Raw genomic sequence first — 13,821 nt, 5'->3', positions numbered from 1 at the left:
CCCACCTCGATCGGCTACCATCCGCGCGTGCGAATTTTGGGGGGGATCGCAGGAATTGCCATGTCCGACGCCGAGTTGCTGGCGGCGCACGTGGCGGGGGACCGACGTGCGTTCGCGCACCTGCTCGAACGGCACTACGACCATCTGTGGCAGGTGGCGCGCCGCACCAGCTACTCGCCGGAGGATGCAGCGGACGCACTGCAGGAGGCGCTGCTGTCGGCGCATCGCACGGCGGGGAAGTTCCGGAACAACGCGGCGGTGCGCAGCTGGTTGCACACCATCGTGGTGAACGCGTGCCTGGACCGCATCCGGCGCAACAGGGCACGACCGACCGTTCCGCTGTACGACGACCACACCGACATCCGCGACGAACGAAATCGCATCGCGGAGCGGGAAATTGCGCTGGACATCGAGGCGGCGCTGTGCACCCTGCCACCGGAGCAGCGCGCCGCAATCGTCGCGGTCGACGTGGAAGGCCGGCCGGTGAGCGAGGCGGCCCGACGGCTCGGCGTCCCCGAGGGCACCGTCAAGAGCCGGTGCGCGCGGGGGCGTCGTCGGCTCGCGGTGCTTCTCGGCGACCTGCGGGAGACGGGGAACCGATCGTGAGCGGTGACCGTCTTATCCTGGTGAGGGCACCCGAGGCGGAGAGGACAGCGGATGACCGAGGACGAGCTGCCGCAGCCGCCGTATTCTGCCGACCTGCTCGCCGACCTGCACGCCGGTGTTCTGGACGACGATGTCGCCGCCCGGTTGTGGCCGGCGGTACGGCGGGATCCGGACGCCATGACGGTGATCGCCGCGCTCGACTCCGTCGGCCGCCGTCTGCGGGCTCTCGGTGAAGCCGAAGACGGCGGGGGGCCGTCGATCCCGCCGGACGTCGCGGCCCGGATCGATACGGCGCTGACCGCCGACGCCGCCGCGCGTCGCCGCCGACGGCTCGCTGCGGCCGGCATCGGGACCGCGGCCGCGGCCGCGGTGGCGATCGGATTCGCCGTCGTCGCCCGCGGCGCGGACCGTCCGGAGATTCCGGCATCGACAGCTGCGCCTGCCCTCGTCGCTCCCGACACCGTCGCGCCCGACACCGACGTACTGGATCCGGCGACGTGGCGCGCGATGATCGGCTCGTCGGACACCGGTCCTCTGTCGGACCGGGAAGCCCTCCGAGAATGCCTCGACGCCAACGGGATCGACGAGTCACGACTACTACTGGGATCGCGCACGATCCGGTTCGACGGCCGGGAGGCGGTGGCACTGGTCCTGGGCGATCCCGCGTCGCCGCGGTTGACGGCGCTGGTGGTGGGTACCGGGTGTGGCGCCTCCGATCCGGCCACCCTGGCTGTCCACGGGATCGGCTGAGACGCAACGAGTTCACTCGTCGGCGGCGGGCAGCAGCAGGTCGAGGATCCGTGTCCGCAGGGACGACGTATCATCTTCGGCCGCAACGACACTCGCGAACATCGCCGCGCCCGCGGCAAGGACGAGCACGGCGCGCGCGTCGAGGTCGGCGCGGGCGGAGCCGTCGGAGAACAGGGCCGCGCTCGGGCCGCTGAAGTTGCGCCACAGCGTGTTCCGCAGATCCTCGTGATCACGGAGCGCCGCGACGAGCCCGGGCAGGGCAGCGCGGACGTCGGGGCGGGCGAACAGGTCCGCACTGCCCTGGACCACCCACTCGATCCAGCCCCGACGGTCCGTCCCCTGGATCGGTGCCAGGTCCGGCGCGGAGCCGAGAATCGAGTCGAGCACGAGGTGCGCCTTGGACGGCCACCGCCGGGCCAGCGCCGCCCGGCTCACCCCGGCGCGGGCCGCGATCCCGCGCAGGCTCAGGCGCTCCCAGCCGACCTCGAGCAGCATCGCACGGGTCACGGCGAGGACCTCGGTGTCGATGCGCGGATCGCGGGGGCGGCCGGCGGGCGTGGGGGAGCGGTCGGATGTGGTCATCACCGGTGATTGTGGCGCACGGCACGCCGCGGCACTATAGTTGCAACACGTTACAGAACCACTGGCATCGAAAGTAGGGGCATGACCTCGTCGCGACCTGCCGTGTTCGAGCCCGCCCGGCTCGGACCGCTCACCCTGCGCAACCGCATCCTCAAGGCCGCGACATTCGAAGGCGTCATGCCCGGCGGTCGCGTCACCGACGAACTCGTCGAGTTCCATGCCGAGGTCGCCCGCGGTGGCACCGCCCTGACCACCGTCGCGTACTGCGCCGTCGCCCCAGGCGGACGCGTGCATCGCAACACCGTCGTCCTCGACCGCGACACCGTCCCCGGCCTCCGGCGACTCACCGACGCCGTGCACGCCGAGGGCGCTCTCGCCTCGGCGCAGATCGGTCACGCCGGCCTCGTCGCCAACCAGATCTCCAACGGAACGAAGACCCTCGCCCCGTCCACCCGCATCAGCGCCCCCGCGATGGGCCTGGTGCGGGGCGCGAGTCTCGAGCAACTCGATCAGGTCGTCGCCGACTACGAGAACGCGACCCGCTACGCCGTCGAGGCCGGATTCGACGCGCTCGAGGTGCATCTGGGACACAACTATCTGCTCAGCTCGTTCCTCAGCCCGAATCTCAACAAGCGCAGCGACCGCTACGGCGGCAGTCTCGAGAAGCGAACCGCGCTGCCCCGGCGCGTTCTCGAGGCCGTCCGAAAGGCAGCCGGTGACTCGGTTGCCGTCATCGTCAAGTTCAACATGACGGACGGCGTCCCGAAGGGACTGTGGCTCCACGAGAGCCTGCCGATGGCGCGGCTGATCGAATCCGACGGTCACATCGACGCAATGGAACTCACGGGCGGCAGCTCGCTGCTCAACGGCATGTACTTCTTCCGCGGCGACGTCCCGATGGCCGAGTTCGTCGCGTCCCAGCCCAGGCTCGTCGGACTGGGGCTGCGGTTCTACGGACCGAGGCTCTTCCCCGTCTACCCGTTCGAGGAGGCGTTCTTCCTCCCGATGGCGCGGCAGTTCCGGTCGGAACTGAGCATGCCGCTCATCCTCCTCGGCGGCATCAACCGGATCGACACCATCGAGAACGCGCTCGACGAGGGATTCGATTTCGTCGCGATGGGGCGGGCGCTGTTGCGGGACCCGTCTCTCGTCAACAAGTTCCGGGACGAACACGTGCGCGAGGGGCTGTGCATCCACTGCAACAAGTGCATGCCGACCATCTACACCGGCACCCGGTGTGTCGTGCGCGAAGCCCTGCGCGACGTGGAGCACCGCGCCTGACGGACGCTGAACGGCGATGCGGGGCCGACGATCCGGGACCCCGGCGTTCGCGCACGAGATTCGCGCTTCCGGAATCGAACCCGATGCGCCGCGTGCGCAGCGGGTCGCGCCGCCGGTGCGGCACCCGCCGGGCGCCGACCGCGTACCTCGTGGCGCCACCCCACTCACCCGGCCCGTGCACACCCGATCCCGTGCAGACCCGGCCCGTGCTCGGACGGTACGAGCGCCCGGACTCCCGGGAGACATGATCGGCGGTCGTCGACATGCCGGGCATCGGGTCGCGCGTGGGGGAGGGGAGAGGACCCGATGCCCGGGACGAGACGGCAAGAGCTGACAGCGTCCATATCGTCAACGTGACGATTCGACCTCTGTGTGCCAGGGCTCCCGCCACCACTCCGCCGGCAGCGGGGCAGAATACGCCTGACTGTGGCGTGACGCACGGCACGCGAGGAACAACACCCCTTACCCTGGTGTTGACCCATGTTGTGGACCACTGACGTCCCGGTCACGGGCCTTCGGGCTCGTCCGTCATCGAAGTACCAGCAGGCAGAAGCACCAGCAGACAGAAGCACCAGCAGACACCGGAAGGCTCGCATGACCACTGATTCCACGATCCACGACCTTGTCATCGTCGGTTCGGGCCCGGCCGGATACACCGCCGGGATCTACGCCGCCCGTGCCGAACTGAAGCCGTTGCTGTTCGAAGGAACCCAGTTCGGCGGCGCCCTGATGACCACCACCGAAGTCGAGAACTTTCCGGGCTTCCGCGAGGGCATCATGGGGCCGGACCTGATGGATCAGATGCGTGAGCAGGCCCTGCGTTTCGGCGCCGACATCCGCTCCGAGGACGTCGACGAACTCGACCTGACCGGCGACGTCAAGAAGGTCGTCGCCAACGGACAGACCTACCAGGCCCGCGCCGTCATCCTCGCGATGGGCGCCGCCGCCCGCTACCTCGGCATCCCCGGCGAGGAACAGCTCCTCGGACGCGGTGTGTCCGCCTGCGCCACCTGCGACGGCTTCTTCTTCCGCGACCAGGACATCGCCGTCGTCGGCGGTGGCGACTCCGCCATGGAGGAAGCGACCTTCCTGACCCGCTTCGCCCGCAGCGTCACCCTCGTCCACCGTCGTGAGGAGTTCCGCGCCTCCAAGATCATGCTCGACCGCGCCCGCGCGAACGAGAAGATCCGCATCGTCACCAACGCCAAGCCGGTCGAGGTGCTCGGCGATACCTCCGTCACCGGTCTGGTCCTGGAGGACACCGTCACCGGCGAACGCAGCACTCTCCCGGTGACCGGCATGTTCGTCGCGATCGGCCACGATCCCCGCAGCGAACTCGTCCGCGGACAGGTCGACGTCGACGACGCCGGCTACGTGAAGGTGCAGCAGCCGACCACCGCCACCAACCTGCCCGGTGTGTTCGCCGCCGGCGACCTCGTCGACCACATCTACCGCCAGGCGATCACCGCCGCCGGCACCGGCTGCTCCGCCTCGCTCGACGCCGAGCGCTGGCTCGCCGAACTGCCGGACCACCACCCGATCACCGTCAACGCCGGATACTGATCCCTTCCCCCTTCATCGAGTAGGAGCAATCGTGGCCGACAAGAACACCGTCACCATCTCCGACGCCTCGTTCGTCGAGGACGTCCTGCAGTCCGACAAGCCGGTACTGGTCGATTTCTGGGCCACCTGGTGCGGCCCGTGCAAGATGGTGGCTCCCGTTCTCGAGGAGATCGCCGGGGAGCACTCCGACAAGCTCAAGATCGCCAAGCTCGACATCGACGCCAACCCCGCTGCGGCGCGCGACTACAAGGTCATGTCGATCCCGACGATGATCCTGTTCTCCGGCGGCAAGCCGGTGAAGACCATCGTCGGTGCGAAGGGCAAGGCGGCCCTCCTCCGCGACCTCGCCGACGTACTCTGAATCACCGTTTTCCACGTCGACACGGATGCGCCCGGATTATTCGTGGTCCGGGCGTATCTGCGACAATCGAACGATGGTCTGGTGGAACACCGGGCACAGCAGGTCAGCAGCACGGAAAGGGCCGAGACATGCACCGACTGCGCTACGGCGACCATGGCCCTGCCGTCGCCGAAATCCGGAGCACCCTCACCGGCCTCGGGTTTCTGCACGGCGAGTCCGACGTCGCCGCCGGCGACAGCTGGGTGGGCTCCGATGCGGTGTTCGACCGTGACCTCGACAGCGCGGTGCGTGCGTTCCAGCAGCAGCGTGGTCTGCTCGTCGACGGCATCGTCGGTCCCGCCACGTACCGGTCGCTGAAGGAAGCCTCGTACCGGCTCGGCGCCCGCACCCTCATCTATCAGCTCTCCGCCCCGCTCTACGGCGACGACGTCGCAACCCTGCAGCGGCGCCTACAGGACCTCGGGTTCTACGTGGACCGGGTCGACGGCTACTTCGGACCGCGCACCCACGAGGCGCTGAGTTCCTTCCAGCGGGAGATCGGTCTCGCGCCCGACGGTATCTGCGGCCCGGAGACCCTCCGCTCGCTGGAGCTGCTCGGCACCCGCGTCACCGGTGGGTCTCCGCACGCCATCAGCGAAGAGGAGATCGTCCGCCGGTCCGGTCCGCATCTGAGCGGCAAACGCATCGTCATCGACCCCGGCCTCGGCGGGCGCGACCACGGAATCATCGTGCGCAGCCCACACGGCGACATCTCCGAGGCCGACATCCTGTGGGACCTCGCTCGACGCCTCGAGGGCCGCATGGCCGCGACGGGAATGGAGACCTTCCTCTCCCGGCCGTACCACGCGAATCCGTCGAACATCGAGCGAGCCGGAACCTCCAACGCGTTCGGCGCCGATCTGATGATCTCCCTCCGCTGCGACAGCAGCCCCAACCCGGCCGCGAGCGGCATCGCAAGCTTCCACTACGGCAACGCGCACGGCTCCGAGTCGATGATCGGCCAGGTGCTCACCGGATTCATCCAACGCGAAGTGACGGCACGCACGGCCCTGCGGGACTGCCGCAGCCACGGCCGCACGTGGGATCTGCTGCGCCTGACGAACATGCCCACCGTGCAGCTCGATCTCGGATATCTCACGAACGCGCAGGATGCCTCGGTCCTGGCCAACCCCCGTTCGCGGGACATCATCGCCGAGGCCATTCTCATCTCCGTGAAGCGCCTCTACCTCCTGGGGCAGGACGATCAGCCCACCGGCACGTACACCTTCGCCGAACTGCTCGCCGAGGAACTGTCGATCACCGAGACCCGCTGAGCGGTTCGCTCAGCGGGCCGCCCCGACGGGCGTGCGGTCCGAGATGCCCGCGACGGTGAGTGCGGCCTCCTCGAGCAGCCGGTCCAGGGCCGCTTCCACGCCGATCTTCCACTCGTGATCGCGATCGAGTTCGAGTCGCAGCCTGGGGAAGCGGTGATGGTGGGCGACAACCTCGAACCCCATGTCCTCGAGGAATCCGGCCTCGATCATGCATTCGGCGGGGGAGCAGTCCCGGGCCGCCGTTGCGCCGGGGACATCGCTCTCCTCCTCGCCGGCGGACCGGTACCCGAAGGCCTCGATCGCGCGCACGTTGCGGCGGACCAGGTCGGAGATCACGGCGCGGATCAGTCCCGCGCCGAGGTCGCTGTCCTCCGCGAGCGGCTCGATCCGGACGGTGGTCAGCAGGATCGCATCGGCGCTCACCGGGGAGGTCGGGAACAGGTGGGCGCGCGGCACCATGTTCGGTGGGGCATAGAACGCGCTGCCGGCGGGCTTGTCGTCGAGCGTGGCGACCTGGGCGCAGGAACCCCACTGGAGCATGACCATCGACAGCCACGCTTCCTTCTCGAACTCCGGATCGTAGAACCCGCCCGCGTCGCGTACCGCCGCGGGATCCATCTCCCAGAACACACAGCGTCGGGCGTGTGCCGACAGCTGGTCCAGTCCGCCCAGGGTGAGTGTTGTGACTCGAGTCGACACTGGGTTACTCAGCCTCCATGTCCGTATCCTCGACTGTCGTCCTGACGTGCCGAGGCGTCAAGAGGGGTCGGCCTGAGTTTCCATCATCGCCACGATCCGCTCCAGATCGTCGACCGAACCGAACTCCACGACGATCTTGCCCTTGCGCTTGCCGAGGCTGACCGTGACACGGGTGTCGAAGGAATTGGACAGGCGCTCCGCGACGTCCTGCAGGCCGGGCATCTGGATGGGTTTGCGACGCTGCTGCGGTGCGGGGTCCTTCCCGTCGCCGCGATTCGCCAGCATGACCGCTTCCTCGGTGGCGCGGACGGAGAGGCCCTCGGCGACGATGCGCGCCGCGAGAACCTCCTGCGCGTCGGACCCGGCTTCGAGGGACAGCAGGGCGCGGGCATGCCCCGCGGACAGCACACCCGCCGCCACCCGCCGCTGGACGGGGATCGGCAGCTTGAGCAACCGGATCATGTTGGTCACCACGGGACGCGATCGTCCGATGCGAGCCGCGAGTTCCTCGTGGGTGACCCCGAACTCCTCGAGCAGCTGTTGGTAGGCCGCGGCTTCCTCCAGCGGATTGAGCTGGACGCGGTGGATGTTCTCGAGCAGCGCGTCGCGCAGGAGGGACTGGTCGTCGGTCTCACGGACGATCGCCGGGATGGTGGCGAGGCCGGCCTCCTGACCGGCACGCCACCGGCGCTCACCCATGACGAGCTGGTATCGCTCGCCGTCGATCCTGCGCACGACGATGGGCTGCATGAGCCCGAACTCGCGGATGGAGTGGACGAGCTCGGCGAGCGCCTCCTCGTCGAAGACCTGGCGGGGCTGTCGCGGGTTCGGCTCGATCTTGTCCGTGTCGATCTCGAGGTAGACCGCGCCGGCGGGGGAGGGGAGGGGAGCGTCGGTGGGCGCCGGACCGCCGTCGCCCACGGCTTTCGCGCCCTCGGTCCGGCTGCTCCCGGACCTCGCCGGTGCGGTGGCAGCAGCCTTCTTCGACGCGGTCTCCGCGGCCGCGGTCTTGCGGTTGTCGCCGATGATCACGTCCGCCGCAGCGTTGCCGAGACCGGGGGCGGCCGCCGGGCCGGTCGGAATCAGCGACGCCAGACCCCGGCCCAACCCGCCCTTGCGTGTCGCGCTCATTCGTTCCCCTGCTTCTCGTTCCGGTACCCACGTGCCGCCAGTTCACGCCCCGCGTCGAGGTAGCTCATCGCGCCGCGCGAACCTGGATCGTAGTCGAGGACGGTCATCCCGTACCCGGGAGCTTCCGAGACCCGCACGCTTCGGGGGATGACGGAGCGCAGCACCGCGCTGCCGAAGTGGGCGCGCACCTCCTCCGCCACCTGATCGGCGAGCTTCGTGCGGCCGTCGTACATGGTGAGCAGCACGGTGGAGACGTGCAGTTCGGGATTGAGGTGTGACTGGACCAGCTCGATGTTGCGCAGCAACTGGCCGACGCCCTCGAGCGCGTAGTACTCGCACTGGATGGGAATGAGCACCTCCTTCGCCGCGACGAGCGCATTGACGGTGAGGAGACCCAGCGACGGCGGGCAGTCGATGATGACGTAGTCGAAGTCCTGGTCGCCCAGCGCAGCTACGGAGAGAGCGTTCTTCAGACGGTTCTCGCGTGCCACCATCGAGACGAGTTCGATCTCGGCGCCCGCAAGATCGATCGTGGCCGGGATGCAGAACAGGCGCTCGCTGTGCGGGCTCTGCTGGACGGCGTCGGCCGCCTTGACCTCCCCGAGGAGCACCTCGTAGCTCGACGGGATGCCGGAGTGGTGTGGCACTCCGAGGGCGGTGCTGGCGTTGCCCTGAGGATCGAGATCGACGACGAGGACGGTCAGCCCCTGGACGGCGAGGGCGGAGGCGAGGTTCACGGTGGACGTGGTCTTGCCGACCCCGCCCTTCTGGTTCGCGATCGTGATCACTCGACGGTGCGCCGGTTTGGGGAGGGCGTTCACGGAACTCGGGTGCAGCACCTGGCTGGCCCGGTGCGCAGCGGCGCCGATCGGCGTATCCAGCGGCGAGAGTCCCTCGTACGGAATCGGAGAGAACTCGTCCTCGGCGGACCCGGACGCGGCTGCCGTCGTCCTCTGCGTCTCGGTTTCACGTGAAACAGCGGATTCAGATCCACCCGACATTGACCGCTCCTTTGTTGTCGACACCCGCACGGTACATCCCCCTCGCGACACCACGCCGGTGATCCGCGCTCGACCACCGCGGCCGGTCACCGTTTCGGTCCCACGGGGGGTGGAGTGAGCCGAGGCGCAGTGACTGATGCCCGAACTCGGAAGGTGGAGTGCGCCGGCGAGGGTTGGCGACCGTTGCCGGCCCACTCCCTTTCCTCGTTTCGACTCAGTATCCCATCCGCCTTCCGCAGGAGTGCGACGACGTCGCCGACGAATCTCGTTTCACGGGAAACCCACCGTTTCACGTGAAACCGAAAAGTGCAGGTTTCACGTGAAACAACGCGTCGCACTCGCGACCGCCTCGACGTGGAGGGGGAGCTACTGTCACAGTGACGATTTGGCCGAGGGTATGGGGAAGGGCGTGTGCCGAAGAGGATTCGCCGTCCTGGCGCTGCCGTGCCGTCGACCCTAAAAGTAAAGGAGGACAACAACTTCGGTGACTCGTGCTGCAGGCGCGGCCAGCCCGCGGTAGTTGCGGGCAGGACCGGGCACACCGGAGCGGATTTCGGCGGGGATCGGCCAGTGACGACGCGATAGGACCGTGACGCGACAGAGAAAGGACGCGACAGGAGAGGGACACCGCAGGTCTCGAGCCGCGGGCGGCCCGGCATCCGGGTACGGCGGCCGCCGGGGACGACGGGGGCGCACTGCTCGACACCCCGAGTGCCTCGAGTCGCTCATCTCCTCGAGTGCGATCCTCGAGAGGGCGCCGCACTCGAGAGTGCGGGTCGGTTTCACGTGAAACCGGATCAGTGCTTCTTGCGCCGCCGAGTCTGCCGCGGCATCCGCTCGGCTTTCACCACGAGGGTGGGTGTCTCGAGCAGCCCCACGCCGCACTCGAGGACCTCGAGGTTGCCGGCGCCGAGACGAGCCAGTTCGTCACGGTCGCGCGCGATCTCCTCCGCCGCGCTGGAACCCTTGAGCGCCAGCATCCGCCCACCCTCGCGCACGAGCGGCAGCGACCACTTGGCGAGTTTCGCCAGGGGAGCCACGGCTCGGGAGGTGACGACGTCGGACCCTCCGGCCTCTTTCACGACGCCGGGTTGCTCGGCACGACCGCGAATGACAAGCACATTGGTCAGGCCGTGCGCTTCGACGAACTCCGCCAGATACACCGACCGGCGCAGCAACGGCTCGACGAGGATCACGTGCAGATCGGGACGGGCGATAGCCAGGGGGATGCCCGGGAGACCGGCACCGCTACCCACGTCGACGACACGTTCGCCCTCGTCGATCAATTCACCGAGTACGGCGCAGTTGAGCAGGTGACGATCCCACAGTCGGGGGACCTCGCGCGGCCCGATGAGTCCACGCTCCACACCGTCGGTCGCGAGCGAATCCCGATACTGCTCCGCGAGACCGAGTCGCTCACCGAAGACGCGAACGGCGATCTCGCGGATGCGTCCCTCGTCCTGTTCCACGTGAAACATCCTCTCCCGGCGACAACCTCGCCTCGAGAGAAGGGAGGGATCCCGACGTCGCGCGCCGAGATCCCTCCCTCCTCACTGCTGTCCGGTCGGACTGCTGTCCGTCAGTCCTTGAGGACGACGACCCGACGCTGCGGCTCGGCGCCCTCGCTCTCGCTGGAGACACCGTCGATCCTGGCCACCGCGTCGTGCACGATCTTGCGCTCGAAGGGCGTCATCGGAGTCAGTTCCTCGCGCTCCCCGGTCTCGAGGACACGCTTCGCGGCGGCCGTGCCGAGCGCGCTGAGTTCGGCCCGCTTGCCGGCCCGCCATCCCGCGATGTCGAGCATCAGCTTGCTGCGTTCACCGGTGACCTGCTGCACGGCGAGGCGGGTGAGCTCCTGCAGGGCGTCGAGCACCTCGCCCTCGCGACCGACGAGCTTGGACAGGTCCTTACCGCCGTCGATGCTCACCACCGCGCGATCGCCCTCCACGTCGAGGTCGATGTCGCCGTCGAAGTCCAGCACGTCGAGCAGCTGCTCGAGGTAGTCACCGGCGATCTCGCCCTCCTCGACCAGCAGATCGTCCTCGGAGTCGGAATCCGCGTCGAGATCCGGCGTCTCGGTGGTCACGTCGGCATCCTCCTGTGCCTTGTCCAGGTCACTGGCCATGATTCGCTCTCTCTTCTTCGGTCAGCGCCGCTTGCGCTTGGAGTTCTTCGAGCCGCCGGGGCGTTTCGATCCGGCCGCGTTCTTGGGAGATCCGGACGGCGGGGCGGACGGCGTGGCACCGCCGGACGCGTCGTCCGTGGCCGTCTTCTCCAGGGAGACCTCCGGGGCACCCGCAGCGTCCTCGACACCGGTGGAGGCAGTCTTCTTCTTCGTCGTCCGATCGGGACGGGCACCGGGCTTGGGAGCGTTGTCGCTGCGGCGTGCGATCGCGGCCTGCTTCTTGGCCTCTTCTTCCTGGTCGATCTTGCGGAAGACGATGTGCTGCTGCGCGTAGGTCCAGATGTTGTTGCTCACCCAGTACAGCAGGATGGCGATCGGCAGGAACGGACCGCCGACGATGACGCCGAGCGGGAACACGTACAGCGCCAGCTTGTTCATGATCGCGGCCTGCGGATTGGCCGCGGCCTGCGCGCTCTGCCGGGCGACGGAGGCACGGGAGTTGAAGTGCGTTGCGATGCCCGCCACGATCATCAGCGGGATCGCGACGAGCGCGATGTCGAGCCGGGAGGGGATCCCGCCGAAGGGCTCGAATGCCACCAGTGATGCCTCGGGCTGGGTGATCCACGCCGAGATCGGTGCACCGAACAGGCGCGCACTGAGGAACGACTGCACGTCCTCCGGGCTGAACGCATAGTTGCCGAGTTGCGCGTTCTCCTCCGGCGACAGCCCGAGCTGACCGAAGCCTTCACCGGTGCGGTTGAACGAGCGCAGCACGTGGAACAGACCGATGAACACCGGCGCCTGCAGCAAGACCGGGAGGCAACCCATCAGCGGGTTGAAGCCGTGTTCCTTCTGCAGTTTCTGGAGCTCGACGGCCTGCCGCTGCCGGTCGTTGGAGTACTTCTTCTGCAGCGCCTTGATCTGCGGTTGCAGTTCCTGCATCTGCCGCGTCGTCCGGACCTGCTTGACGAACGGCTTGTACAGGATCGCGCGCAGCGTGAAGACGAGGAAGACCACGGACAGCGCCCACGTCGCGCCGTCGTCGGGCTCCAGTCCGGGCAGTGCCGTGAAAGCGTTGTGCCAGACCCAGAGGATCCAGGACACGGGATAGTAGATGAAGTCGAGCACGGCTCTATGTACTCCTCAGGTCGTCCAAGGTCGCCACCCAGCGGCGTCGGTCCGAAGTCTTCAGTGCCGGTCAGGGATCCCGGTCGACCGATCGATGCCGCCGCTCGGGCACCGGATCCCAGCCCCCAGGGTGCCAGGGTGCGCACTTGAGCAGGCGGACGACCGTCAATACGGCGCCCACCACGAACCCGCGGGTACGCAACGCCTCGACGGCATACTCGCTGCAGGTGGGGGTGAAACGGCAGGTCGGCATGCGCGTCGGGGACACGTACGTGCGATAGAGCTCGATGCAGAAGATCAACATCCGCGCCGGCGCGGAGCGCACCGACCGCAGCACCTCGCCCGCGTTCATTCCGGCCGCCGCGCCGTCGCGACCAGGCCCAGGCGGGCGAGACCGGAGCGAACCTGCCGGTCGAGTTCCCGTGAGGACGCCGAGGCGGCACCGGGCAGAGCCCGCACGACGACGTCTGCGCCGACGGGAACCTCGTCGACGAGCGTCGCACAGATATGACGAAGCCGGCGTGCGACTCGATGTCGAATCACCGCCGGCCCGACAGCCTTGCTCACGACGAATCCGAACCGTGGACCGCCGAAACTCACCACCAGCTCGGCCTGCTCCCGCTCGATCGCGTGCACGACCAGGTCTCGCCGTCCCTGCCGGCGGCCGCGACGGACTGTCTCGGAGAAGTCCGCGCGGCGCCGCAGGCGATACGGCTCAGGTAGCACCCCGAGCTCCCGGAATCGGGATCAGGCGGTGAGCGAAGTGCGGCCCTTGCGCCGGCGCGCCGACACGATCGCGCGGCCCGCACGGGTCCGCATCCGGAGACGGAAGCCGTGAACGCGCGCGCGGCGTCGGTTGTTCGGCTGGAACGTCCGCTTGCCCTTGGCCACGGTCAACACTCCTCGAAGTTCTGTGACGCCGGTCGGCGTCCTCGGTCCAACGTGTACGAAAATCGCATGAACACGTGCCGTACGCGAAAAGAGAACACTGCGTGGCAGCACGGATCCGTCACTGCTGTATGAGTGACTGTTCGAGGCTACTCGGCGGCAAGCACGAAATCAAACCGCGGCGCCGCGGCACACGCAAGACGACACGCCGCATGCCATTTTCCCCCCGCGTCACGTTCGCAACACGAAGTCGCGTGACCCCGTTCATGCTCCGGTACGCTCCCGTTCATGGTTTCGCCGGGGCAGTTCCTCGTCGCCCACCACCGCGGTGATCAGGGCCGACTGCTCCGCGGGCACCGGCGTTGCGCCCGGCCGCCGGGCCGGGCGGGAACC

General features: G+C 68.3%; 16 protein-coding genes. 6 read left to right on the top strand and 10 right to left on the bottom strand.

Annotated features, from left to right (window positions below):
* The first annotated feature begins 60 nt into the window (after nucleotides 1-60).
* Both sigM and RR3_RS15695 read left to right on the top strand, forming a co-directional pair.
* Complete coding sequence (sigM, locus tag RR3_RS15700; protein ID WP_010595426.1) at nucleotides 61-606, top strand: RNA polymerase sigma factor SigM; 546 nt, start codon at nucleotides 61-63, stop codon at nucleotides 604-606.
* 51 nt (nucleotides 607-657) lie between these two features.
* Nucleotides 658-1,356, top strand: coding sequence for an RsmA family anti-sigma factor (locus RR3_RS15695; RefSeq protein WP_010595427.1), 699 nt, complete (start codon nucleotides 658-660; stop codon nucleotides 1,354-1,356).
* 12 nt (nucleotides 1,357-1,368) lie between these two features.
* On the opposite strand, the gene RR3_RS15690 is transcribed toward RR3_RS15695, so the two are convergent.
* Nucleotides 1,369-1,938: a TetR/AcrR family transcriptional regulator gene (locus RR3_RS15690; protein ID WP_010595428.1), complete on the bottom strand. Its 570-nt coding sequence runs from the start codon at nucleotides 1,936-1,938 to the stop codon at nucleotides 1,369-1,371.
* Between the two features lie 81 nt (nucleotides 1,939-2,019).
* Between RR3_RS15690 and RR3_RS15685 the strand changes: the two genes are divergently transcribed.
* The 4 genes from RR3_RS15685 to RR3_RS15670 all read left to right on the top strand — a co-directional run bounded on the left by RR3_RS15685 (nucleotide 2,020) and on the right by RR3_RS15670 (nucleotide 6,456).
* Nucleotides 2,020-3,219 (top strand): NADH:flavin oxidoreductase, encoded by a 1,200-nt coding sequence (locus RR3_RS15685; protein ID WP_017681023.1) that lies wholly within the window; start codon nucleotides 2,020-2,022, stop codon nucleotides 3,217-3,219.
* A 594-nt stretch (nucleotides 3,220-3,813) separates the two neighbouring features.
* Entirely contained in the window at nucleotides 3,814-4,782 is a 969-nt protein-coding gene (gene trxB, locus RR3_RS15680; protein WP_010595430.1) for a thioredoxin-disulfide reductase, read from the top strand.
* Between the two features lie 31 nt (nucleotides 4,783-4,813).
* Entirely contained in the window at nucleotides 4,814-5,143 is a 330-nt protein-coding gene (trxA, locus tag RR3_RS15675; RefSeq protein ID WP_003936658.1) for a thioredoxin, read from the top strand.
* A gap of 128 nt (nucleotides 5,144-5,271) precedes the next feature.
* Nucleotides 5,272-6,456, top strand: coding sequence for an N-acetylmuramoyl-L-alanine amidase (locus RR3_RS15670; RefSeq protein WP_010595431.1), 1,185 nt, complete (start codon nucleotides 5,272-5,274; stop codon nucleotides 6,454-6,456).
* Nucleotides 6,457-6,465: 9 nt separating this feature from the next.
* Here the strand turns inward: RR3_RS15670 and RR3_RS15665 are convergent, their stop codons facing one another.
* From RR3_RS15665 to rpmH, 9 genes are all read right to left on the bottom strand, one after another.
* Nucleotides 6,466-7,155 carry a hypothetical protein gene (locus RR3_RS15665; RefSeq protein ID WP_064066406.1) on the bottom strand — a complete coding sequence of 230 codons (690 nt, stop codon included), beginning with the start codon at nucleotides 7,153-7,155 and terminating at the stop codon, nucleotides 6,466-6,468.
* A gap of 57 nt (nucleotides 7,156-7,212) precedes the next feature.
* Complete coding sequence (locus RR3_RS15660; RefSeq protein WP_010595433.1) at nucleotides 7,213-8,286, bottom strand: ParB/RepB/Spo0J family partition protein; 1,074 nt, start codon at nucleotides 8,284-8,286, stop codon at nucleotides 7,213-7,215.
* A complete protein-coding gene (locus tag RR3_RS15655) occupies nucleotides 8,283-9,287 on the bottom strand; it encodes a ParA family protein (protein WP_064066405.1) in 1,005 nt (334 codons plus the stop codon). The genes RR3_RS15660 and RR3_RS15655 overlap by 4 nt, the downstream gene beginning before the upstream one ends.
* Before the next feature lie 797 nt (nucleotides 9,288-10,084).
* Nucleotides 10,085-10,765, bottom strand: a complete 681-nt coding sequence (rsmG, locus tag RR3_RS15650; protein WP_059175064.1) for a 16S rRNA (guanine(527)-N(7))-methyltransferase RsmG — start codon at nucleotides 10,763-10,765, stop codon at nucleotides 10,085-10,087.
* A gap of 101 nt (nucleotides 10,766-10,866) precedes the next feature.
* Nucleotides 10,867-11,412 carry a Jag family protein gene (locus RR3_RS15645; protein WP_010595436.1) on the bottom strand — a complete coding sequence of 182 codons (546 nt, stop codon included), beginning with the start codon at nucleotides 11,410-11,412 and terminating at the stop codon, nucleotides 10,867-10,869.
* Between the two features lie 21 nt (nucleotides 11,413-11,433).
* Nucleotides 11,434-12,540, bottom strand: coding sequence for a membrane protein insertase YidC (gene yidC / locus RR3_RS15640; RefSeq protein ID WP_010595437.1), 1,107 nt, complete (start codon nucleotides 12,538-12,540; stop codon nucleotides 11,434-11,436).
* A gap of 70 nt (nucleotides 12,541-12,610) precedes the next feature.
* Nucleotides 12,611-12,892 (bottom strand): membrane protein insertion efficiency factor YidD, encoded by a 282-nt coding sequence (gene yidD / locus RR3_RS15635; RefSeq protein ID WP_010595438.1) that lies wholly within the window; start codon nucleotides 12,890-12,892, stop codon nucleotides 12,611-12,613.
* A complete protein-coding gene (gene rnpA / locus RR3_RS15630) occupies nucleotides 12,889-13,266 on the bottom strand; it encodes a ribonuclease P protein component (protein ID WP_026137831.1) in 378 nt (125 codons plus the stop codon). Before rnpA ends, yidD begins: the two co-directional genes overlap by 4 nt.
* A 21-nt stretch (nucleotides 13,267-13,287) precedes the next feature.
* On the bottom strand, nucleotides 13,288-13,431 hold the full coding sequence (gene rpmH, locus RR3_RS15625) for a 50S ribosomal protein L34 (RefSeq protein ID WP_006934459.1): 144 nt from the start codon (nucleotides 13,429-13,431) through the stop codon (nucleotides 13,288-13,290).
* Nucleotides 13,432-13,821 lie beyond the last annotated feature (390 nt).

The organism is Rhodococcus ruber NBRC 15591 (assembly GCF_001894945.1).
GTDB classification, from domain to species: domain Bacteria; phylum Actinomycetota; class Actinomycetes; order Mycobacteriales; family Mycobacteriaceae; genus Rhodococcus; species Rhodococcus ruber.
Note: the sequence above shows the minus strand (reverse complement) of the source record. Positions and strands in the feature narration are given on the sequence as shown.